Here is a 24,981-nt window from a genome sequence, read left to right as displayed (position 1 = left end):
GGTGCCCTCACCCCCAGGTGACGGGCAGCGCGTACACGCCGTAGTGCATCGCCTTGTCCCGCAGCGGGATCTCCTGCGGATCGGCCGCCAGCCGCAGGTCCGGGAAGCGGTCGAAGAGCTTCTGGAAACCGATGCGCAGGGTCGCCCGGGCCAGATGCTGCCCCAGGCACTGGTGGATGCCGAAGCCGAACGCCAGGTGGCGCCGGGACGGCCGGGTGACGTCGAAGACCTCCGGGTTCTCGAACTGCTCCGGATCCCGGTTGGCGGCCGGCAGGGACAGCACCACGGTCTGCCCGGCCTCGATGGTCCGTCCGCCGATCTCCACGTCCTCCAGCGCCACCCGGCTCGCGCCCATGTGGGAGATCGTCAGATAGCGCAGCAGCTCCTCCACCGCCCGCTCCATCAGCTCCGGCTGCTTGCGGACCTTCTCCAGCTGCTCGGGATGCTCCAGCAGCGCGAACGTACCGAGACCCAGCATGTTCGGCGTCGTGTCCAGCGCGCCGCCGATGGTGATCCAGGCGATGTTCGCCAGTTCCTCCTCGGTCAGCTCACCCGTCCTGACCAGCTTGCCGAGCAGCTTGTCGTTCGGCTCGGCGAACAGCTCCTTGACCACACGGGCCAGCGTCCGGTCCAGCGCCGTGTTGTGTTCGACGAACTCCTCCAGCGTGTAGTCGATCCGCATGATCGCCGAGAAGTGCTTGTCGAGCTCGGCGATGTCCTCCTCCGGCACACCCATCACCGAGTGCACCGACCGGTACACGACCTTCTGCACGAACGCCGGCAGCAGATCCACCGGCGGCTGGAGACCGGCCATCTCGTCGAGCACGTCATCGATGATCCCGGCCAGCGTCGGCTCGTACTCCTGGATCTTGCGGACCGTGAAGAAGCCCGTCAGCAGCCGCCGGTAGCGCGTGTGGTCCGGGGCGTCCATCCGGACGAAGGAGCCCGGTCCCGACGGCTGCGGCTCGTACTTCTCCACCTCGAACGGCGGTGACGCGACGAGCGCCAGCAGCTCCGCGCGGTGACTGAACCGAGGGTCGGTCATGATGGCCCGCACATGGTCGTGCCGGGTCACCAGCCAGCCGTCGTCGCGGCCCGGCGCGATGTCGAAGGTGACCGGGCTGATCGGTTCCTCCGCGCGCAGCCGGCGGTACTCCGGATCGGGGTCGAAGGGGCAGATGCGGTCGGTCGGGATCACAGGTGGTTTCGGCTCGTAGGCCATGAGTCCTCCGTCTGGTGGTGTGCGTCCGCCGGGGTGCGCCGCTCAGGCCCGGCGGACCGTGAGCGGCAGCCGCCGAAGGCCGAAGACGTTGACCCGGTTGTCGAAGTAGGACAGCGGCGCGTCGCGGTCGACCCGGATGCCGGCATAGCGGTCGAGCATCAGGCCGAGCGCGATCTGCCCCTCCATCCGGGCCAGCGGGGCGCCCAGGCAGTAGTGGATGCCGTGCCCGAAGGCGAGCTGCCTGGCGTTGGAGCGGCCCGGCAGGAAGCGGTCCGGCTCCGGGAAGACCCGCTCGTCGCGGTTGGCCGACAGCAGCCAGAGGTACACCATCGCGTTCTCCGGGACCTTCTGCCCGGCGATCTCCACGGGAGCCGTCGGCACCCGTTCGATCTTCAGGAACGGCGGTCGGCAGCGCAGCACCTCTTCGGTGAACGGCGTGATCCCCGAGCGGTCGGCGCGCAGCCCGGCCTGCACGCCCTCTTCCCGGTCGAGCGTCAGCAGCATGTTGCCGAGCAGCACGGCGGTGGTGACATGACCGGCGAGCAGCAGCAGCGCGGCGAAGCTCACCACGTCGTCGTCGTCGAGGCGCTCCCCGTCGACCTCGGCCCGCACCAGCAGGCTCATCAGGTCGTCGTACTCACGCGCCCGCCGCTCGGCGACATGCCGGCGCAGATAGGCGTCCAGCTCCTGCACGGTCCGGCCCATGACCTCGGCACCCTCGGGCGTCTCCCAGTCCACGGTCAGCAGGTTGTCGGCCCACACCTGGAACAGCGGGCGGTCCGAGGGCGGCACACCGAGCAGGGAGGAGATCACGATGACCGGCAGCGGATTGGCGAACGCCTCGATCACGTCGAAGCGGTCGCCGCCGTCGAGACCGTCGAGCAGCTCGGTGGCCACCTCGGTGATCCGCGGGGCCAGCTCGGTGATCATCTTCGCGGTGAAGACCTTGCTCACCAGCCGCCGGAGCTTGCCGTGCCGGGGCGGGTCCAGCAACAGCAGCGTGCCGCCCGGCGGTTGCCGCTCACCGCCGGACAGCCGGGTCACCGTGTCCGAGGAGAAGGCCGCCGGGTCGGCGGTGATCCGCTGGACGTCCTCGTGACGGAAGACGTGGTAGCGGCCCGCCGGATCGCACCACACCGGCTGCTCGTCGCGCATCCGCCGCAGCCAGGCCAGCAGCGTCGCACCACCGTCGAGACCCACCTCGGGCGGCGCGGCCACCTCAGGGCCGACAGGAGCGGGCACGGCAGTCATCGGGAACCCCTCTCGTAGGGCGGGCCGCACGGGAGGCGGGCCGTAAGCGGCCTCAGCGCAGCACGCCGGGCGGAACGAGGGCCAGAAAAGCCGCGCAACTCTAGGGATTTGCCGGTGCCGCCCGCCGCCCGGCCGGTGCCGTGGGCAACCAGGGCCTCTCGTTTGGATCAGGCCGGACTCGCGGGCCCCGGCACCGCGCCTCGCCGCGTTGTCGTCGGCCGCCAGGGCTCCGCCCCGACTCCCTCCTCCGCCTTGCGATCCACGGCACCGGAACCCGCTCCCTGATCCGGCCTGGTCCAAACGAAAGACCCTAGGGGATTTTTCAGAGTCGGAGGTCAAGCGGCCGTGGACCGCCCGGGCGCCCCCAGACTTGGCCGCGTTCGAGGTGTTCGAGGAGCCATGCCCAGAGCGTGGGTGTCCGAGCCTGAGGAGATACCGGTGTTGTCTACCGATCCGAGCGCAGCGGGCCTGCCACCGCTCTCCGCCGTGGTGTGCGACCCGGGTCTGGGGGCCGAGCTGTGAGCGAAGACCGCCTGCGGGACTACCTGAAGCGGGTCACCGCCGACCTGCACCGCACCACCGGCCGCCTGCGCGAGCTGGAGACGAAGGACCGCGAACCCATCGCGATCGTCTCCATGGCCTGCCGGTACCCGGGCGACGTGCGCGGCCCCGAGGACCTGTGGCGACTGGTCGCCGACGGCACCGACGCCATCACGCCCTTCCCGGAGGACCGCGGCTGGGACGTCCCGTCCCTCTACCACCCCGACCCCGAGCACCCGGGCACCTGCTACACCCGCGAGGGCGGCTTCCTGCACGACGCCGCGGACTTCGACCCCGACTTCTTCGGCATGTCGCCCCGCGAGGCCCTCGGCACCGACCCGCAACAGCGCCTGCTGCTGCAGATCTCCTGGGAGGCGCTGGAGCGCGCCGGACTCGACCCCGGCACCCTGCGCGGCAGCCCCACCGGCGTCTTCGTCGGGGTCATGTACAACGACTACGGCTCCCGGTTCGACGCGCCCCCGCCCGGCCTCGAAGGCTTCCTCGGCAACGGCAGCGCGGGCAGCATCGCCTCCGGACGGGTCGCCTACACCCTGGGCCTGGAGGGCCCGGCGATCACCGTGGACACGGCCTGCTCCTCCTCCCTGGTCGCCCTGCACCTGGCCTGCCGGGCGCTGCGGGCCGGCGAGTGCTCGCTGGCGCTGGCGGGCGGTGTCGCCGTCATGTCCACCCCGGTCACCTTCACCGAGTTCAGCCGCCAGCGCGGACTCTCCCCCGACGGCCGCTGCAAGTCCTTCGCCGACGCGGCGGACGGCACCGGCTGGGGCGAGGGAGCGGGCCTGCTCCTGCTGGAACGGCTGTCGGACGCCCGGCGCAACGGGCACCGCGTGCTGGCCGTGATCCGGGGCAGCGCCGTCAACCAGGACGGCGCCAGCAGCGGCCTGACGGCGCCGAACGGTCCCGCGCAGCAGCGGGTCATCCGGGCCGCCCTGGCCGGCGCGGGCCTGTCGGCCGCCGACGTGGACGCGGTGGAGGCCCACGGCACCGGCACCACACTGGGCGATCCGATCGAGGCGCAGGCGCTGCTCGCCACCTACGGGCGCGACCGTGAACACCCGCTCTGGCTCGGCTCGTTGAAGTCCAACATCGGGCACACCCAGGCCGCCGCAGGGGTCGGCGGCGTGATCAAGATGGTCATGGCCATGCGGCACGGCCTGCTGCCGCGCACGCTGCACGTCGACGCCCCCTCCCGCCACGTCGACTGGTCGGCGGGCCGGGTCGCGCTGCTGGCCGAGGCCCGGCAGTGGCCGCGGACGGACGACGGCCGGCCGCGCCGTGCGGGCGTCTCCGCCTTCGGCGTCAGCGGCACCAACGCGCACCTGGTGCTGGAGGAGGCCGGGCCGGCCGGCGAACCCGAGACCGCTAGGCCGGACACCGATGACGGCGGCGTGGTGCTGTGGCCCCTGTCCGCCCGCGGGGAAGGGGCGCTGCGGGCGCAGGCGGCGAGGCTGCTGGACCGCACGGACGGCTCCGCCGTGGACGTGGGGTTGTCGCTGGCGGTGACCCGGTCGCTGTTCGAGGACCGCGCCGTGATCGTGGGTACCGGCGTGGACGAACTGCGCTCCGGGCTGGCCGCGTTGGCAGCCGGTGAGGCGGACGCACGGGTGGCGCGGGGTACGGCGCTGCGCGGGCGCACGGCGTTCCTGTTCGCCGGACAGGGTTCCCAACGCCTCGGCATGGGGCGGGAGTTGTACGAGACGTATCCCGTCTTCGCGCAGACCGTCGACGCGGTGGACGCCGAACTGCCCTTCAGTCTGCGGGAGACCGTCTTCGGTGAGGACGCCGAGCGGCTGGACCGGACCGAGTTCGCCCAGCCCGCCCTGTTCGCGCTCGAAGTGGCGCTGTTCCGGCTCCTGGAGTCCTGGGGCGTGCGCCCGGACCTGGTCGCGGGTCACTCCATCGGTGAGATCGCCGCGGCCCATGTGGCCGGAGTGTGGTCGCTGGCCGACGCCTGCCGTCTGGTCGTGGCGCGGGGCCGGCTGATGCAGGCCCTGCCCGAGGGCGGGGCGATGGTCGCGCTACAGGCCTCCGAGGAGGAAGTCCTCCCGCTGCTGGACGACACGGTGGGCGTCGCCGCGGTCAACGGCCCGCGAGCCGTCGTGGTCGCCGGTGCCCGCGACGCCGTGGACGAGGTGGCCGCGCACTTCCGCGCCCAGGACCGCAGGACCACGGCCCTCCGCGTCAGCCACGCCTTCCACTCCCCGCTGATGGAACCGATGCTCGCGGCCTTCCGCGAGGTCGCGGAGAGCCTGACCTACGAGCGCCCGGGGCTGCCCGTCGTCTCCACCGTCACCGGCGAGGCCGCGAGCGCCGAGGAGCTGATGTCCCCGGACCACTGGGTCCGCCACGTCCGCCGCACCGTCCGCTACGCCGACGCCGTCCGCACCCTCGCCCGGAGCAAGGTGACACGGTTCGTCGAACTCGGGCCGGACGCCACGCTCACCGCGCTCGCCCGCACCCTGCTCGACGACGACCAGCGCGTCCTGGCCCCCACGCTGCGCAACGAGGCACCGGAGGCGGCGACCCTGCTGCACGCCGTCGCCACGCTGCACGCGCACGGCAGCAGCCCGGACTGGTCCGCGCTGTTCCCCGGCGGCAGGACCGTCGAACTGCCCACCTACGCCTTCCAGCAGCGACGCTTCTGGCTCGATCCGGCGCCCGGCACCGGACGGCGTGGCGGCGGGCATCCGCTCCTCGGGGCCGCGGTGACCCTGGCGGACTCGTCCTCGGTGCTGTCCACCACCGTGCTCTCCACCCGCACGCACCCCTGGCTGGCCGACCACACCGCGGCGGGCGTCACCGTGCTGCCCACGGCCGCGTACGTCGACTTCGCCCTGCATCTCGGCGGACTCGTGGGATGCCACCATGTCGTCGAGCTCGACCAGGAGCGGCCCCTCGTCCTGGACGGCGACCGGCCCGTGGAGATCCAGGTCGTCCTCGACGGCCCGGACGAGGACGGCGTCAGGGGGTTCGCCTGCCACTCCCGGCCCGCCCCGGTCGCCGCCGGCCCGGCGGAGGAGGACGCGAGCGCGTCCGACCGGCCCTGGACCCGCAACGCCCGAGGTGTCCTCGCGCCGGCCGGTGCCACGCCGGAGCAGCCGGATCAGCTGGAGCAGGACGCGCAGGACGCGCAGGACGCGTTGGACGGGCACGACGCACGGGACGGCGCCTGGCCGCCGCCCGGTGCCCACGCCCTGGACGCCGACGAGATCGAGGAGATCTACGAGGCGGCGCGGGCCCGCGGCCTGGACCACGGTCCCGCCTTCCGGGGGCTCACCGCGGTGTGGCGGGCCGGCGACGAGACGTACGCCGAGGTCGCCGTACCGGAGGAGTTCCGCGCGGACGCCCTGCGGGTGGCGCTGCACCCGGCGCTGCTCGACGCGGCCCTGCACGCCGCCGCCGCGCTCGGCCACCCCGGCGGATTCGCCGTGACATGGCGGGACTGCACGCTGCACGCGGGCAGCGCCGAGGCGCTGCGGGTCAGGCTCCGGCCCCGCCCCGACGGCGCACTGCGGCTGGACCTCGCCGACGAGTCCGGCACCCCGGTCGCCACCGTCGGCGCGGTCACCCTCACCCCCGTGGACGAACTGCCCCTGACCGTCCCGTCCCCGGCCGGTGACGATCTGTTCGTCGTCGACTGGACCGCGCTGCCCGCGGCCCCCGCCCCCGCACACCGGCCCACGGTGGCCGTCGTGGGCGCCGGACCGGCCCCCGCGGACGCCGAGCGCCACCCGGACCCGGACGCCTTCTTCACCGCCCTGGCCGCCCCCGGCGCCTCCGTGCCGGACCTGGTGCTCGTGTCCTTGCGGGGAGCCGACGCGGAACTGCCCGCCGCCGTGCACGAGTCGGCCGCCGCGGCCCTGGAACTGCTCCAGCGCTGGCAGGCCGAGGAACGCACGGCAGGCGCCCGGCTGGTCCTGCTCACCCGGAACGCGGTGGCCGTCCGCCCCGGCGAGCCGGTCGCCGATCTCGCCGCGGCCACCGTGCGCGGCCTGGTGCGCTCGGCACAGTCGGAGAACCCGGGGTCCTTCCTCCTCGTGGACACGGACACCGACACCGGCGTCCCCACGGACACCGACACCAGCACCGGCAGTGGTGCCCCCACGGACACCTGCCCCGGCACCTGCCCCGGCACCCCCACGCACACCGGCACCGACCCGGAGGCGCTCCTCGCCGCGATCTGCGAGGCCGCGCACCGCGGGGAGACGGAGATCGCCCTGCGGTCCGGCCGCCTCCACGCCGCCCGCCTCACCCGGCACCACCCGGACGGCTCCACGCGACCGCTCCTCGATCCGGAGCGGACCGTGCTGATCACCGGCGCCGGCGGCACCGTCGCCGCGGCGGTCGCCCGGCACCTGGTCACCGCGCACGGAGCACGGCATCTGCTGCTCACCAGCCGCCGCGGCCCGCAGGCACCCGGAGCCACGGAGCTGCGCGCCGAGCTCGAACGGGCCGGTGCCGAGGTGACCGTGGCCGCCTGCGACGTGGCCGACCCCGCCGCGCTCGCGGCGCTGCTGGACGCCGTACCCGAACCGCGTCCCCTCGGCGCCGTCTTCCATGCCGCCGGGGTGATCGACGACGGCGTGATCCCCGCGCTGACCCCGGACCGGCTGTCGGCCGTGCTGCGGCCCAAGGCGGACGCCGCCGTGCATCTGGAGCGGCTGACCCGGGACCTGGACCTGACGGCGTTCGTGCTCTTCTCGTCCGCCGCCGCCACCTTCGGCGGACCCGGCCAGGGCAACTACGCCGCCGCCAACGCCTTCCTGGAGGCGCTGGCCGCCACCCTGCGGGCCCAGGGACGGCCCGCGCTCGCCCTCGGCTGGGGCCTGTGGGCCGAGGAGAGCGGCATGACGGCCGGGCTCGGCGACGCCGACCGCACCCGGATGGCCCGTGCGGGCATCGCGCCGCTGCCCACCGCCGACGCCCTGCGCCTGCTCGACCTCGCGCCGGCCCAGGACCGCCCGGTGCTCCTGCCGGTCCGGCTCGACCTGGCCACGGCGCGGACCGCCACCACCCCCACCCCGGCCCTGCTGCGCGACCCGGCCGTCTCCGCGCGCCGCACCGCCGGGCCCGCCAGGCCGGGCGGACGACTGGCCCGTACCCTCGCCGCGCTGCCCGCCGCCGAGCGGCCCGCCGCAGTCCTCCGGCTCCTCCAGGCGGAGATCGCCGCCGTTCTCGGGCACGCCGCGGACGCCCCCGCCGCCGATCCCGAACGCGCCTTCCGCGACCTCGGCTTCGACTCGCTGACCGCCGTCGACCTGCGCAACGCGCTGCAACGCCGCACCGGCCTGCGGCTCGCGCCCAGCGTCGCCTTCGACCACCCCACCCCGGCCGCCCTCGCCGGACACCTGCTGCGCTCGCTGCCGGCCGGTGACGGATCCGCCCGGCCCGTCACCACCGCCCTCCGGCCCGCGCGGACCGGCGAGGACGAACCCGTGGCCATCGTCGGCATGGCCTGCCGGCTCCCCGGCGGCGCCGACACCCCCGAACGGCTGTGGGACCTCCTCGCCTCCGGCGGCGACGGCCTGACCGGATTCCCCGAGGACCGTGGCTGGGACCTCGCCTCGCTCTACCACCCCGACCCCGGCCACGAGGGCACCACCTACACCCGTACCGGCGGCTTCCTGCCCGGCGTCGACCGGTTCGACCCCGCCTTCTTCGGCATCTCGCCGCGCGAGGCCCTGGCCATGGACCCGCAGCAGCGGCTGCTCCTCGAGGTGTGCTGGGAAGCCGTGGAGCGGGCCGGCGTCGACCCCCGGACCCTGCGCGGCTCCCGCACGGGCGTCTTCGCCGGCACCAACGGGCAGGACTACACGGCCCTGCTGCGCACCTCCGCGGACGACGTCGACGGCCACCTCGGCACCGGCAACGCCGCCAGCGTGGTCTCCGGCCGCGTCTCCTACACCCTCGGGCTGGAGGGCCCCGCCGTCACCGTCGACACCGCCTGCTCGTCCTCCCTGGTCGCCCTGCACTGGGCGGCGCGGGCACTGCGGTCGGGGGAGTGCGACCTGGCGCTCGCGGGCGGCGTCACCGTGATGTCGACCCCGGCCGCGTTCCTGGAGTTCAGCCGCCAGCGCGGTCTCGCGCCCGACGGCCGCTGCAAGGCCTACGGCGACGGGGCGGACGGCACCGGCTGGGGCGAGGGCGCCGGGATGCTGCTGGTGGAGCGGCTGTCCGACGCCCGGCGCAACGGACACCGGGTCCTCGCCGTGCTGCGCGGCAGCGCCGTCAACTCCGACGGCGCCAGCAACGGACTGACCGCCCCCAACGGTCCCTCCCAGGAACGGGTGATCCGGGCCGCGCTGGCCGACGCCGGGCTCACCCCGGCCGACGTCGACGCCGTCGAGGGACACGGCACCGGCACCGTCCTCGGCGACCCCATCGAGGCCCAGGCACTGCTCGCCACCTACGGCCAGGACCGGGAACGGCCCCTGTGGCTCGGGTCGGTCAAGTCCAACCTCGGCCACACCCAGGCCGCCGCGGGTGCCGCCGGGGTCATCAAGACCGTGCTGGCGCTCCACCACGGACATCTGCCCCGCACCCTGCACGCCGACCGGCCCTCCAGCCGGGTCGACTGGACCTCCGGCGCCGTACGCCTGCTGACCGAGCCCCGGCCGTGGCAGCGCGAGGAGGGCCGCCCCCGGCGCGCGGGCGTCTCCTCCTTCGGCTTCAGCGGCACCAACGCCCACGTCATCCTGGAAGAGGCCCCGCCCGCCCCGGAACAGGCCCCGCCGGACCCCGCCGTCGAGGCCCCGCCCGCCGCGAGGCGGCCGGTCGCCCACCGGACGACCGCCTGGCCGCTGTCCGCCCGCACCCCCGAGGCGCTGCGCGCCCAGGCGGAGAAGCTGCTCGACCACGCCCTGCGGCACCCCGAGCTGTCCGCCGCCGACCTCGGCCACTCCCTGGCCACCACCCGCCCCGTCTTCGAACACCGCGCGGTGCTCCTCGGCACCGGACGCGACGACCTGCTCGCCGGCCTGACCCGGCTCGCCTCCGGCGCCACCCCGCCCTACGGGACCGGAACCGCCGCCCGCGGCGGGCGCACCGCCTTCCTCTTCACCGGCCAGGGCACCCAACGCCCCGGCATGGGAAGCGACTTGTACGGCGCCTTCCCGGTCTTCGCCGACGCCTTCGACGAGGTGTGCGCCCACTTCGGCGCCGACGTCCTCGGCACGCCGCTGCGCGAGACCGTCCTCGGCGACGCCGGAGCGCTGCTGGACCGCACCGGGTACGCGCAGCCGGCCCTGTTCGCGCTCGAAGTCGCCCTGTACCGGCTCGTCCGCAGCCTCGGCGTGACCCCCGACCACCTGCTGGGTCACTCCATCGGTTCCCTGGCCGCCGCGCACGCCGCCGGAGTCCTCTCCCTCACCGACGCCTGCACCCTGGTCGCGGCCCGCGGCCGGCTGATGGACGCCCTCCCCGAGGGCGGCGCCATGGTCGCCCTCCAGGCCACCGAGGACGAGGTCCTGCCCCTGCTGGACGGCCGGGAGCATGCGGTGGGCCTGGCCGCGGTCAACGGCCCCCGCTCCGTGGTGATCTCCGGCGAGGAGAGCGCCGTACAGGAGGTCGCCTCCCGCATCGGGGAACGGGGCCGGCGCACCAGGCGGCTGCGCGTCAGCCACGCCTTCCACTCGCCGCTGATGGAGCCCATGCTCCAGGACTTCCGCGAGGTCGCCGCCACGCTGGAGTACCACGAGCCGCTCGTCCCCGTGATCTCCGACGTCACCGGCCGGCCGGCCGCTCCCGGCGAACTCGCCTCGCCCGACCACTGGGTCCGGCACGTGCGCCGGGCCGTCCGCTTCCACGACGGTGTGCGCGCCCTCCAGGACGCCGGAGTCCACCGCTACCTGGAGATCGGCCCCGACGGCACCCTGACGGCCCTGGTCGCCGACGCCGTCGCCGACCCGGCCGGCACCGCCGCCCTCGCCCTGCTGCGCCCCGGCCAGGACGAGACGGGCAGCCTGCTCGCCGGACTCGCGCGCGCCCACGCCCACGGCGCCGACGTCGACTGGAGCGCCGCCACCGCCGGCTCCGGCGGGATCGTCGACCTGCCCACCTACGCCTTCCAGCGCGAGCGCTACTGGCCCTCCACGGGTGGCCGGAGCGCGGGAGACCTGGCCGCGGCGGGCCTCGCCGACGCCGGACACCCGCTGCTCGGCGCCCGCGTCGACCTCGCCGACGCCGACGGCCACGTCTTCACCAGCCGGCTGTCCGTGACGGACCAGCCGTGGCTCGCCGACCACGCCGTCGGCGGCACCACCGTCCTGCCCGGCACCGCCCACCTCGACCTGGCGCTGCTCGCCGCGGACCGCGTGGGCTGCGACCGGGTGACCGAACTGACCCTCGTCGAACCGCTGTTGCTGACCGACGGGCAGGCCGTCACCCTGCAACTGCGGGTCGGCGCGCCCGATCCGGACGGCAACCGCCCGCTCGGCGTCCACTCCCGGCCCGCCGACGCCGCCTCCGACCGGCCCTGGACCCTGCACGCCGACGGCATCCTCGCCCCCGGCGCCCACCCGGAGCCCGACGGCGCCCCGCTCGCCGCCTGGCCGCCCGTGGGCGCCGAGGAACTGCCCGCCGACGACACCTACGACCGCCTCGCGGCCGCGGGATTCGACTACGGGCCCGTGTTCCGGGGGCTGCGCGCCGCCTGGCGGCTCGACGGCGACGTGTACGCCGAGATCGCCCTGCCCGAGCAGGCGCACGCCGACGCCCCCCGCTACGGTCTGCACCCCGCGCTGCTCGACGCCGCCCTGCACGCCACCGCCTTCCTGCCGCTGGACGACTCAGCGGCCGGCCGGCTGCCGTTCTCCTGGCGGGACGTGACCCTGCACGCCACCGGCGCCACCGCCGTACGGGTCCGGCTCGCCCTGCGCGGCGAGGACACCGTCACCCTCGACGTGGCCGACGCCACCGGGCGGCCCGTCGCCTCCATCGGTTCCCTCACCCTGCGCGAGATCGACCCCGAACGGCTGCGCGTACGGCCCGACCGGGGCGCGGGCGACCTGTTCCGCCTCGACTGGCAGCCGCGGCCCGCCACCGGCGACCGGCCGGAACCGGGCCGGCTCACCGTCCTCGGCGACGACGCGGGCCGGGAGTTCACCGACCTGCTGGCCGCCGCCGGAGTCGCCGCCGACGTCACCGACGCCCCCGGCCTCGCCGCTCTGGCGGCGGCCGACGGCGCGCCCGGCACCGTACTCGCCGTCCTGCCCCACGGCGACGGCCCGCTGGAGCGGGCGGGACACGCGGCGGCCCAGCACGCCCTCGCGCTCGTACGGCAGCTGCTGGCCGAACGACGGCTGGACGCGACCCGGTTGGTGCTGGTGACCCGTGAGGCGGTCATTCCGGACGGGCCCGCCGGACCCGGCGTACGCCACCCGGCCGCCGCGGCCGCCTGGGGACTGGTCCGCTCGGCGCAGTCCGAACACCCCGGCCGGTTCGTCCTCGTCGACACCGACACCGCGGCCGCCTCACTGGCCGCCCTGCCCGCGGCCCTCGGCCACGCCGATCCCCAACTGGCCCTGCGGGAAGGCTCCGTACACCTCCCGCGCATCGCCCGCACCGACCCGGCCGACGCCCTGCGCCCCCCGCACACCGGATCCGGTACGGCCTGGCGGCTGGACATGGTCCGCAAGGGCACGCTGGACGGCCTGGCACTCGTCGCCGCACCGGACGCCGAACGCGCCCTCGCGGACGGCGAGATACGGATCGCCGTCCGCGCCGCCGGAGTCAACTTCCGTGACGTGCTCAACGCCCTCGGCATGTACCCCGGCCCGGCCCGCGACTTCGGCCTGGAGGGAGCCGGGGTGATCACCGAGGTCGGGCCCGGGGTGACCGGTCTCGCCGTCGGCGACCGTGTCATGGGCATGTTTCCCGGAGCGTACGGGCCCGTGGCGGTGGCCGACGCCCGCACCGTCGCCCGCATCCCGGACGGCTGGACGTTCGCCCAGGCGGCGACCGTGCCCATCGTCTTCCTCACCGCCTACTACGCCCTCGTCGACCTCGGCGGCGTGAGCGAGGGGCACACCGTCCTCGTGCACGCGGCGGCCGGCGGCGTCGGCATGGCCGCCACCCAGCTCGCCCGCCACCTCGGCGCCGAGGTCTACGCCACCGCGAGCCCCGGCAAATGGGAGGCCCTGCGCGCCGCCGGACTGGACGACCCGCACATCGCCTCCTCCCGCGACCTGTCCTTCGAGGCCGCCTTCCGCGCCGCGACCGGCGACCGCGGCGTCGACCTCGTCCTGGACTCCCTGGCCGGCGAGTTCGTCGACGCGTCCCTGCGCCTGCTGACCCCCGGCGGAACCTTCCTGGAGATGGGCAAGACGGACGTCCGCGACCCCGACGACGTCGCCGCCCGCCATCCCGGCGTCCACTACCGGGCGTTCGACCTCATCGAGGCCGGACCCGACCGCATCGGCGAGATCCTCACGACCCTCGTCGGCCTGTTCGAGAGCGGAGTGCTGACCCCGCTGCCCGTCACCCCCTGGGACGTACGCCGCGCGCCGCAGGCCTTCCGCCACATGTCCCAGGCCCGCCACATCGGCAAGGTCGTCCTCACCGTCCCCGCCCCGCTCGACCCGAACGGCACCGTGCTCGTCACCGGCGGCACGGGCGGCCTGGGAGCCCTGCTCGCCCGCCACCTGGTCACCGAGCACGGCGTACGCCACCTGCTGCTCGCCTCACGCCGCGGACCCGCCGCTCCCGGCGCCGCGCCCCTCGTCACCGAACTGGAGGAGCTGGGCGCACAGGTGAGCGTCCGGGCCGCCGACGTCGCCGACCGCGACCAGGCCGCCGCACTCCTGGCCTCCGTACCCGACGGGCATCCGCTGACCGCCGTCGTCCACGCGGCCGGCGTCCTCGACGACACCGTCGTGGACCACCTCACCCCCGAGCGCCTGGCCGCCGTACTGCGCCCCAAGCTGGACGCCGCCGCCCACCTCCACGAGCTCACCCGCCCGCTCGACCTGGCCGCGTTCGTCCTGTTCTCCTCGGTCGCCGGCACCCTGGGCGCCCCCGGCCAGGCCAACTACGCCGCGGCCAACGCCTTCCTCGACGCCCTCGCCGGGCACCGGCACGCCCTGGGCCTGCCCGCCCTGTCCCTGCCCTGGGGACCCTGGTCCCAGGCCACCGGCATGACCAGCGGCCTCGGCGACGCCGACCTGCGCCGCATGGAACGCGCCGGACTGCCGCCCCTCGCCGCCAAGGAGGGACTGGCCCTCTTCACCGAGGCACTGGAGCACCCGGCGGCCGTCCGGCTGCCGATGGCGGTGGACACGACCCGGCTCGGAGCCGAGGGCCCGGTACCGCCCCTGCTGGCCGGCCTGGCCCGCACCCGCCGCACCGTCGCGGAGCGCACACTCACCGCCCGGCCCGGCGACAGCGGGGACCTCGCCGCCGAACTGGCCCGGCTCGGCGCCGCCGACCGGCACCGCAGGCTGGCCGAGGAGGTCTGCCGCCAGGTCGCCGCCGTCCTGGGACACGCCTCCGCCGCCCGCGTCGACCCGGACCAGTCCTTCAAGGAACTCGGGTTCGACTCGCTCACCGCCGTCGAACTGCGCAACCGGATGAACGCCGCCACCGGAGTCCTGCTGCCCGCCACCCTGGTCTTCGACTACCCCACCCCCGCCGCGCTCGCCGACCATCTCGGCCGGGAGCACTTCACGGCCGGAACGGGCGACGACCCGGCCGCACCGGGCACGGCAGGCCCCGGCCCGGGCGAACCCGACGAGGCGGCCATCCGCAGGCTGCTGACGTCCATCCCGATCACCAGGTTCCGCGAGTCGGGGCTCCTGGACGCGCTGCTGGACCTCGCGTCCGCCCCCGCCCCCGACGTCCGTCCCGGCCAGGAGCCGCCGGCCACGGCGGACGGCACCGACGTGGACGTCGACGACATGGACGTGGACGACCTCGTCCGGATGGCCCTGGGCGCCGACGACTGAGCGACCGCCCCCGTCCGACCCCCGCCGGCCCGTCCGGCCCCCTGTCTGCCTCGAAGCGCGAAGTGTGGAGCTGAGCATGTCCTCCGAAAAAGTCGTCGAAGCCCTCCGTGCCTCGCTCCGGGAGAACGAACGGCTGCGCAAGCACAACCAGCGGTTGCAGGAGACGATGACCGAGCCGGTCGCCATCGTCGCCATGGCCTGCCGCTGGCCGGGCGGAGCCGACACCCCCGAGGACTTCTGGCGGCTGCTCGCGGACGGCACGGACGCCATGACGGGCTTCCCCACCGACCGCGGCTGGGACCTCGACGCGCTGTTCGGGCAGGAGGCGGCCGGCGGCGGCAGCACGGCCGTCCAGGGCGGCTTCGTCCACGGCGCCGACCGCTTCGACGCCGACTTCTTCGGCATCTCGCCGCGCGAGGCCCTCGCCATGGACCCGCAGCAGCGGCTGCTGCTGGAAGTGGCCTGGGAGACGGTGGAACGCGCGGGCATCGCCCCCGCCGCCCTGCGCGGCAGCAGCACCGGCGTCTTCGTCGGATGCAGCAACCAGGAGTACGGCTCCGTCCTGCGCCACGTCCCCGACGGCGTCGAGGGCCACATCCTCACCGGCAACACCGGAAGCGTCGTCTCCGGGCGGGTCGCCTACACCCTGGGCCTGGAGGGCCCCGCGATCACCGTGGACACGGCCTGCTCCTCCTCCCTGGTCGCCCTGCACCTGGCCTGCCACGCCCTGCGGGCCGGCGAGTGCTCCCTGGCGCTGGCGGGCGGTGTCGCCGTCATGTCCACCCCGGGCGCCTTCGTCGAGTTCAGCCGCCAGGGCGGCATGGCCGGAGACGGCCGCTGCAAGCCCTTCGCCGACGCGGCGGACGGCACCGGCTGGGGCGAGGGCGCGGGCCTGCTCCTGCTGGAACGGCTGTCGGACGCCCGGCGCAACGGGCACCGGGTGCTGGCCGTGATCCGGGGCAGCGCCGTCAACCAGGACGGCGCCTCCAACGGCCTGACCGCCCCCAACGGTCCCGCGCAGCAGCGGGTCATCCGGGCCGCCCTGGCCAGCGCGGGCCTGTCGGCCGCCGACGTGGACGCGGTGGAGGCCCACGGCACCGGCACCACACTGGGCGATCCGATCGAGGCACAGGCCCTGCTCGCCACCTACGGCCAGAACCGCGAACGGCCCCTGTGGCTGGGGTCGGTGAAGTCGAACATCGGGCACACCCAGGCCGCCGCCGGGGTGGCGGGCGTCATGAAGATGGTGCTCGCGATGCGGCACGGCCTGCTGCCGAGCACCCTGCACGTCGACGCCCCGTCCACGCACGTCGACTGGGCGGCGGGCGACGTGAGCCTCCTGGACGAACCGCGGGACTGGCCCCGCACCGAGGACCGCCCGCGCCGGGCCGGTGTGTCGTCCTTCGGCATCTCCGGCACCAACGCGCACGTGGTGCTGGAGGAGGCCGAGCCGGTCGACGAGCCCGCACGCCCCGGTGCCGGCGCCGGTGCCGGCGCGGTCCTGCTGTGGCCGCTGTCGGCGCGTGGGGAGGAGGCGCTGCGGGCACAGGCCGCGAGACTGCTGGCGGCGGTGGAACGTCCTGCCGCCGATGTGGGGTGGTCCCTGGCCGTGACACGGTCGGCGTTCGAGGACCGCGCGGTGCTCGTGGGTTCGGACGGTGAGGACCTGCGGGCGGGGCTGGCCGCGCTGGCGTCCGGCGAGACGGACCCGCGGGTGCTGCGGGGCACGGCGCTACGGGGCCGCACGGCGTTCCTGTTCGCCGGCCAGGGCTCCCAACGCCCCGGGATGGGGCAGGAGTTGTACGAGACGTATCCGGTCTTCGCGGAAGCGTTCGACGCGGTGGACGCGGAACTCCCCTTCGATCTGCGGGAGGTCGTCCTCGGCGAGGACGCCGAGCGGCTGAACCGGACCGAGTTCGCGCAACCCGCCCTGTTCGCCCTCGAAGTGGCGCTGTTCCGGCTGCTGGATTCGTGGGGCGTCCGCCCGGACGTCCTGGCCGGTCACTCGATCGGCGAGCTCGCCGCCGCCCATGTGGCCGGAGTGTGGTCCCTGGCCGACGCGTGCCGCCTGGTCGTGGCGCGGGGCCGGCTGATGCAGGCCCTGCCCGCGGGCGGGGCGATGGCAGCCCTCCAGGCGTCCGAGGACGAGGTGCTGCCCCTGCTGAACGACGCGGTGGGCCTCGCGGCGGTCAACGGCCCGCGATCCGTGGTGATCGCCGGTGACAGCACCGCGGTGGAGGAGGTCACCGGTCACTTCCGGGCCCAGAACCGCAAGGTGACCGCCCTGCGGGTGAGCCACGCCTTCCACTCGCCGCTGATGGAACCGATGCTGGCCGAGTTCCGCACCGTGGCCGAAAGCGTGTCGTACGAGCCTCCGAAGCTGCCCCTGGTCTCCACCGTCACCGGCGAGGCCGCGAGCGCCGAGCAGCTGATGTCGCCCGAGCACTGGGTCCAGCACGTCCGCCGCACCGTACGGTACGCCGACGCCCTCCACACCCTCGCCGGCCAGAACGTCACCCGCTACCTCGAACTCGGCCCGGACGGCACCCTCTCCGCCCTCGCCCTGGCGTTGCTGCCCACCACGGCCGAGGTACCCGAGGGAGCGCCCGCCCCGCACGTGGTGGTGCCCGCGCTGCGCACGCACGGCACGGAGCCCGGCAGCCTGCTCGGCGCGGTCGGCACCCTGCACGCCCACGGACACAGCCCGGACTGGTCCGCCCTGTTCCCCGCGGCGCGCCCCGTCGAGCTGCCCACCTACGCCTTCCAGCGCGCCCGGTACTGGCCGTCCGAGGCATCCTCCGGCCAGGACGGCGGCCAGGCGCAGCCCCTCGACTCGGCGTTCTGGGCGGCCGTCCGCAAGGGCGACGTCCGCGACCTCGCGGAACGGCTTGCCCTCGACCCCGACGTCCTGGCACCCGTACTCCCCGCCCTCACCTCCTGGCACCACGACAGCATGCGGCGCGCCACCGCCGAGTCCTGGCAGCACCGGGAGACCTGGACACCCCTGCCGTCCCCCACGGGTTCCCCGACCGGCGCCTGGCTGGTGCCCTTCTGCGCCGACGACCCGGACGCCGCCGCGACGGCCCAGGCCCTGGCCGAGGCGTTCACCGCCGCCGGAGCGGACGCGAGCCCCTTCGCCGTGGCCGCCGACGCGGACCGCGCCCGGATCACGGAGACCCTCACCGAGGCCACCGCGCACCACGACGGTCCGCTCCAGCTGCTGTCGGTGCTCGCCCTCACCGAGACACCCCACGCGGCCCACGCCGACGTACCGCTCGGGCTGCACCTCAACACCCTGCTGGTGCGGGCGCTGGCCGGGAGCGGCACCACCGCACGGCTGTGGGCGGCCACCCGGTCGGCGGTGTCCGTCGGCCCCGCCGACCGGCTCACCCGGCCGGTGCAGGCCACCACCTGGGGGCTCGGCCGGACCGCGGCCGTCGAGCACCCGGACCTGTGGGCCGGTCTCCTCGACCTGCCGCAGCGACCGGACCAGCGGGCGCTCGCCCGACTGGTCGCGTGCGTCGCCCGGCCGGGCGACGAGAACGAACTCGCGGTGCGCGACTCAGCGGTCTTCGCCCGCAGGCTGACACGCGTCACCCGCGACAGCGACGAGACCCGTCCCGCACCGCGCTTCACCGGAACGACGCTCATCACCGGCGGCACCGGCATCATCGGCGCCCATGTGGCACGCCACCTGGCCCGGGAGGGCGCCGAGCACCTCCTGCTCGTCAGCCGCCGCGGCCCGGCCGCACCCGGTGCCGGCGAACTGCGCCACGAACTGGAGCAGTCGGGCACCCGGGTCACCCTCGCCGCCTGCGACCCCGCCGACCGGTCCGCGCTGCACGAACTCCTCGCCACCGTCCCGGCCGACCTGCCGCTGACCTCCGTGCTGCATGTCGCGGGCGTCCTCGACGACGCACCGCTCACCGCGATGGACCCCGAGCGCTACGCCACCGTCCTGCGCGCCAAGCTGCGCGCGGCCGACAACCTCGACGAGGCCACCCGGAACCTCGACACACCCCTCACGGCCTTCGTGCTCTTCTCGTCCATCGCCGGTGCGCTCGGCTCGGCGGGCCAGGCCGGATACGCGGCCGGCAACGCCTACCTCGACGCCCTCGCCCGCCGCCGCCGCGCCGCCGGACTCGCGGCCACCTCCGTCGCCTGGGGCCCCTGGGCCGGCGGCGGCATGGCCGACGACCCCGCCGTACTGACCCGGCTGCGGCGCGGCGGCCTCACCCCGATGGAGGTCGAACCCGCGCTCACCGCCCTCGGCAGCCTCCTCGCCCACGACGACACCTGGACGCTGGTCTCCGACATCGACTGGGCCAGGATCGCCGCCGGACGGCGGGGACTGCCGGGCGGCGCGCTGCTGAGCCGCATCCCGGAAGCCGTCCGCGCCACGGCGGCCGCCCAGGACACCACCACCGCACACGGCGGCGGCCTGCGCGCCGAACTCGCCCCACTGGACGCCGCCGAGCGCCGCCGACTGCTCCTGAAGCTGGTGCGGCACAGCGCGGCCACCGCGCTCGGCCATCCGACCCCGGAGAGCATCCAGCCGGCCCGCGCCTTCCAGGACTGCGGCTTCGACTCGCTCACCGCCGTCGAACTGCGCAACCTGCTGGCCACCGCCACCGGCCTCACCCTGCCGACGACCCTGGTCTTCGACCACCCGACGCCCCTCGCCCTCACCGATCACCTGGCGCGCGCACTCGACGACGGCACCCTGCCGCCCGCTCACCGCGCGCCCGGCGCGGACCCGGTCCCGGCGGGCGGCACCGGTGGCGACGACGAACCGATCGCGATCGTCGCCATGGCCTGCCGGCTCCCCGGCCGCATCACCTCGCCCGAGGACCTGTGGGACCTCCTGGTCCGGGGCGGCGACGCCATCGGCTCCTTCCCGGCCGACCGCGGCTGGGACCTCGACACGCTGTACGACCCCGACTCGCAGCGCCCCGGCACCAGTTATGTCAACGAAGGCGGCTTCCTCGCCGACGCCGACGCCTTCGACGCCGCCTTCTTCGGCATCTCGCCCCGCGAGGCCGTCGCCATCGACCCCCAGCAACGCCTGCTCCTCGAAGTCTCCTGGGAGACCGTCGAGCGGGCCGGCCTCGACCCGCGCTCCCTGCGCGGCAGCCGCACCGGCCTGTTCGTCGGCTGCGGCCATCAGGGCTACGGCGCGACGCTCACCGAGGTCCCGGACGACGTACGCGGCCACCTGCTCACCGGCAGCGCGGCGAGCCTGGCCTCGGGCCGGGTGTCCTACGCGCTCGGCCTGGAGGGTCCCGCCGTCACCCTCGACACCGCCTGCTCCTCGTCCCTGGTCGCCCTGCACCTGGCGGTGCAGGCGCTGCGGGGCGGCGAGTGCGACCTCGCCCTGGCCGGCGGGGTGACGGTGATGTCGACGCCGGGGGTGTTCGTGGAGTTCTCACGGCAGCGGGGGCTCGCCGGGGACGGCCGGTGCAAGGCCTTCTCCGACGAGGCCGACGGCACCAGCTGGTCCGAGGGCGTGGGCATGCTGCTGGTGGAGCGGCTGTCGGACGCGCGGCGCAACGGGCACCGGGTGCTGGCGGTGGTGCGGGGCAGCGCCGTCAACCAGGACGGCGCGTCCAACGGTCTCACCGCTCCCAACGGTCCCGCGCAGCAGCGGGTGATCCGGGCCGCGCTGGCGGGCACCGGACTCACCCCGGCCGACATCGACGCCGTCGAGGCGCACGGCACGGGCACCACGCTCGGGGATCCGATCGAGGCACAGGCGCTGATCGCGACGTACGGCCAGGACCGGGAACGGCCCCTGTGGCTGGGATCGGTGAAGTCGAACATCGGACACACCCAGGCCGCCGCGGGCGTCGCCGGGGTCATCAAGACGGTGCTGGCCATGCACCACGGCCTGCTCCCGCGCACCCTGCACGCGGACACCCCGTCGTCGCACGTGGACTGGTCGGCCGGCGCCGTCGAACTGCTCACCCAGGAGAGGGAGTGGGTGGGCGAGGAGGGCCGGCCGCGGCGCGCCGCCGTGTCCGCCTTCGGGCTCAGCGGCACCAACGCCCATGTCGTCCTGGAGGAACCCCTCCCCGCCGACACCCCGGAACCCCCGCCCGCCCCGCACCCCCCGTCGCCCACGGTGCCCTGGCTGCTCTCCGGCCGCAGCGACGAAGCGCTGCGCGCCCAGGCCGTCCGGCTGGCCGAGCACCTCGACTCCCGCCCCGACCTGACCCCCGCCGCGGTCGCCCACGCGCTCGCCACGTCCCGCGCCGCCTTCGAGCACCGCGCCGCCGTCGTCGGTGAGGACCGCGACGACCTCCTCGCCGCGCTGAAGGCCGTCGGCCGGGGCGAACCCTCGCCCGCCGCGGCCGTGGGCACCGCCGACTCCGAGGGAGGCCTCGCCTACCTCTTCGCGGGGCAGGGCTCGCAGCGGCTCGGCATGGGCCGTGAACTGTACGAGACGTTCGGTGCGTTCGCGGAGGCCTTCGACTCCGTCTGCGCCCACCTGGACAACGAACTCGGACGGTCCCTCAGGGAGATCGTCTTCGGCGACGACGAAGAGACCCTGAACCGAACCGAGTTCACCCAGCCCGCCCTCTTCGCCTTCGAGGTGGCGCTGTTCCGCCTGCTCGAATCCTGGGGTGTCCGCCCCGACGTGCTCGCCGGACACTCCATCGGCGAACTGGCGGCGGCCTACGTCGCCGGAGTGTGGTCCCTGGACGACGCCTGCCGCCTGGTCGCGGCCCGCGGACGGCTCATGCAGGCGCTGCCCGAGGGCGGCGCCATGGTCGCGCTCCAGGCCACGGAGGAGGAGGTGCTGCCCCTGCTGGCCGGGCGGGAGGCCGAGGCCGGCATCGCCGCCGTCAACGGACCGCAGTCCGTCGTCGTCTCCGGCGAGGAGGACTGCGTGTCCCGGATCGCCGGACACTTCCGCGACCTCGGCCGCAGGACCACAGCGCTGCGGGTCAGCCACGCCTTCCACTCGCCGCTCATGGAGCCCATGCTGGGGGACTTCCTGCGCGTCGCCGAAGGCCTCACCTACCACCGTCCGCAGATCCCCGTCGTCTCCGAGGTGACCGGCACACTGGCCGATCCCGCCGAACTGTGCGCGGCCGGCTACTGGGCGGCCCACGTCCGCCAGCCCGTACGCTTCGCCGACGACGTACGCCGCCTGCGCGAGCAGGGCGTCACCCGCTACCTCGAACTCGGCCCCGACGGCACCCTCACCGCCCTCGCCCGCACCTGCCTCTCCGACGACCCGGCCGCGGTCCCCGGCCCGCTGCTGGTACCCGCGCTGCGCAAGGACCGCCCCGAGGTCACCGGTCTGTACGGCGCCCTGGCCCGGCTGCACGTCCACGGCGTCGACGTCGACTGGACCCCGGCGCTCGGCGCCACCCCGGCCACCCGCGCGGTCGACCTGCCGACCTACGCCTTCCAGCACGAACGCTACTGGCTCGACCACGGCACCGCCGCCGCGCGCACGGCCGAGACGGCCGCCCGGACCGCCGCGGACACCGCCGACGACCGCTTCTGGGAAGCCGTCGAGTGCGAGGACGTCGACGCCCTGACACAGACGCTGGGGCTGCCCGCCCGGGAGATCGGCGCGGTCGTCCCGGCGCTGGCCTCCTGGCGCAGGCGCCAGCAGCAGGAGACCGCCGTCGAAGCGCTCTCCTACGAGGTGGTGTGGAAGCCCGCCGCCGTCGAACCGGCCACCGCCCCGGCCGCCGCCGACGCCCGCTGGCTGCTCCTCCTCCCGGACGCCCGGGACGCCGACGACCCGGCGGTCACCACCCTCACCACGGCGCTCGGCGGCCCCGACCGGGTCACCCTCGTCCCCGGTCTCGCCCGCACCGGCCGCGCCGCGCTCGCCGACCGACTGCGGGACGCCACGGAGGGCCGCCCCGTCGACGGCGTCCTGGCCTTCGCCCAACTCGCCGGAGCCGACGCCGACGGCCTGCCGCTCGGCCCCTCCGCGGTCGCCATCCTGTTGCAGGCGTTGGGTGACGCGGGTGTGGGTGGCCGGGTGTGGGTGGTGACGTGTGGTGGTGTGTCGGTGGGTCGTTCGGACGGTCCGGCGGATCCGGTGCAGGGTGCGGTGTGGGGTCTGGGGCGGGTGGCGGCTCTGGAGTACCCGGACCGCTGGGGTGGTCTGATCGACCTGCCCGAGGTCCTGGACCGCCGCGCCGTCACCCGCCTCATGGGAGTGCTGTTCGGCGGCGGCACGGAGGACCAGGTGGCCCTCCGGCCCTCGGGCGTCCTCGGGCGTCGGCTGGAGCGGGTGCGTCCTGGTGGTGGGGACGGGGGTTGGTGTCCGCGGGGGACGGTGCTGGTCACGGGTGGTACGGGTGCGTTGGGTGCGCGGGTGGCGCGGTGGGTGGCGGCGGAGGGGGCCGGTCATGTGGTGCTGACCAGTCGTCGGGGTTTGGACGCTCCGGGTGCGGTGGAGTTGCGGGAGGAGCTGGTCGCGGCGGGGGTGCGGGTGTCGGTGGTTGCGTGTGATGTGGCTGATCGTGGGGCGCTGGCGGGTGTGCTGGCGGAGTTTCCGGTGGATGCGGTGGTGCATACGGCGGGTGTGCTGGACGACGGTGTGATCGACGCGTTGACGCCGGAGCGGTTCGCGACGGTGCTGCGGGCGAAGGCGCTGGGCGCTCTGCACCTGGACGAACTCACCCGTGACCGCGACCTGGACGCCTTCGTCCTCTTCTCGTCCATCTCCGGCACCCTCGGCACCACCGGTCAGGGCAACTACGCCTCCGCCAACACCTTCCTCGACACGCTCGCCCAGCGGCGCAGGGCGGCCGGGCTGCCCGCCACCTCGATCGTGTGGGGCCCCTGGGCCGACGGCGGCATGGCCGACGAAGAGGTCGTGCACTGGCGCATGCACCGCGGCGGAGTCCTGCCGCTCCAGCCCGCTCTCGGCGTGCTGGCCCTGCGCCGTGCCGTCGCCGAGGCCCGGCCCGTCGTCATGGTCGCGGACATCCACTGGGCCGAGTTCGCGCCCGCCTTCACCGTCACCCGCCCCAGCCCGCTGATCGAGTTCCTGCCCGAGGCCCGCGCGGCCGTCGAGAACGCCGGGGCCGCCTCCGAACGCTTCGGCCGGGGAGACGGCTCCGTACTGCGGGACCAGCTCATCGGGCTCACCCCCGCCGAACAGGAACGCGTGCTCCTCGAAGTCGTCCGCTTCTGCGCCGCCGGCGTCCTCGGCTACGCGGGCGCGGCCGCCGTACCGGCCGAGCGTGCCTTCCGCGACCTGGGCGTCGACTCCCTCACCGCGGTCGAACTCCGCGGCACCCTCGCCATGGCGACCGGCGTCCCCCTGGCCGCCACGCTGGTGTTCGACTATCCGACACCGGTACTGCTCACGCGGCACCTGCGGGAGCAATTGCTGGGCGATGCGGCCGGGGCGGAGACCGTTCCGCAAGCCCCCGCCGCCGTCGTCGCCGGGGACGATCCGGTGGTGATCGTCGGGATGGCGTGCCGGTTCCCGGGTGGGGTGCGGGATCCGGAGGGTCTGTGGCGGCTGCTGTCCGAGGGCGCCGACGCGGTGGGCCCGTTCCCGGCCGACCGGGGCTGGGACCTGACTGCCCTGTACGACCCCGACGCCGAACGGAGGGGTACGAGCTATGTGGACGTCGGTGCCTTTCTGGAGGGTGTGGGGGGTTTCGACGCGGGGTTCTTCGGGATGAGTCCGCGGGAGGCGTTGGCGACGGATCCGCAGCAGCGGTTGTTGCTGGAGTCGTCGTGGGAGGCGCTGGAGCGGGCGGGGATCGCTCCGGGTGGGCTGCGGGGGAGCCGGACGGGGGTGTTCGCGGGGACGAACGGTCAGGACTACACGGGTCTGCTGCTGGCTTCGGGTGAGGACTTCGAGGGGCATGTGGGCACGGGCAACGCGGCGTCGGTGCTGTCGGGGCGGGTGTCGTACGTGCTGGGGCTTGAGGGTCCTGCGGTGACGGTGGACACGGCGTGTTCGTCGTCGTTGGTGGCGTTGCACCTGGCGGTGCAGGCGCTGCGGGGCGGCGAGTGCGACCT

4 protein-coding genes are annotated in these 24,981 nt (G+C 75.0%); 2 read left to right on the top strand and 2 right to left on the bottom strand.

Going from position 1 to position 24,981, the window contains the following annotated elements; translation table 11 throughout:
* Nucleotides 1-7: 7 nt before the first annotated feature.
* Together ACFY2L_RS38510 and ACFY2L_RS38505 are read right to left on the bottom strand one after the other, a co-directional pair.
* Entirely contained in the window at nt 8-1,222 is a 1,215-nt protein-coding gene (locus tag ACFY2L_RS38510; RefSeq protein ID WP_390657093.1) for a cytochrome P450, read from the bottom strand.
* A gap of 42 nt (nt 1,223-1,264) precedes the next feature.
* Entirely contained in the window at nt 1,265-2,473 is a 1,209-nt protein-coding gene (locus ACFY2L_RS38505) for a cytochrome P450 (protein ID WP_390657094.1), read from the bottom strand.
* A 491-nt stretch (nt 2,474-2,964) separates the two neighbouring features.
* On the opposite strand from ACFY2L_RS38505, the gene ACFY2L_RS38500 reads away from it, so the two are divergent.
* Together ACFY2L_RS38500 and ACFY2L_RS38495 are read left to right on the top strand one after the other, a co-directional pair.
* Nucleotides 2,965-14,970, top strand: coding sequence for an SDR family NAD(P)-dependent oxidoreductase (locus ACFY2L_RS38500; protein WP_390824661.1), 12,006 nt, complete (start codon nt 2,965-2,967; stop codon nt 14,968-14,970).
* A 76-nt stretch (nt 14,971-15,046) separates the two neighbouring features.
* Nucleotides 15,047-24,981: type I polyketide synthase (locus tag ACFY2L_RS38495; RefSeq protein WP_390824660.1), on the top strand; the 9,935-nt coding region annotated here is incomplete at its 3' end.

It is taken from the genome of Streptomyces sp. NPDC001381 (assembly GCF_042895685.1).
Classification (GTDB): Bacteria; Actinomycetota; Actinomycetes; order Streptomycetales; family Streptomycetaceae; genus Streptomyces.
The sequence above is the reverse complement of the archived record's forward strand: the minus strand, read 5'-3'. Positions and strand labels throughout refer to the sequence as shown.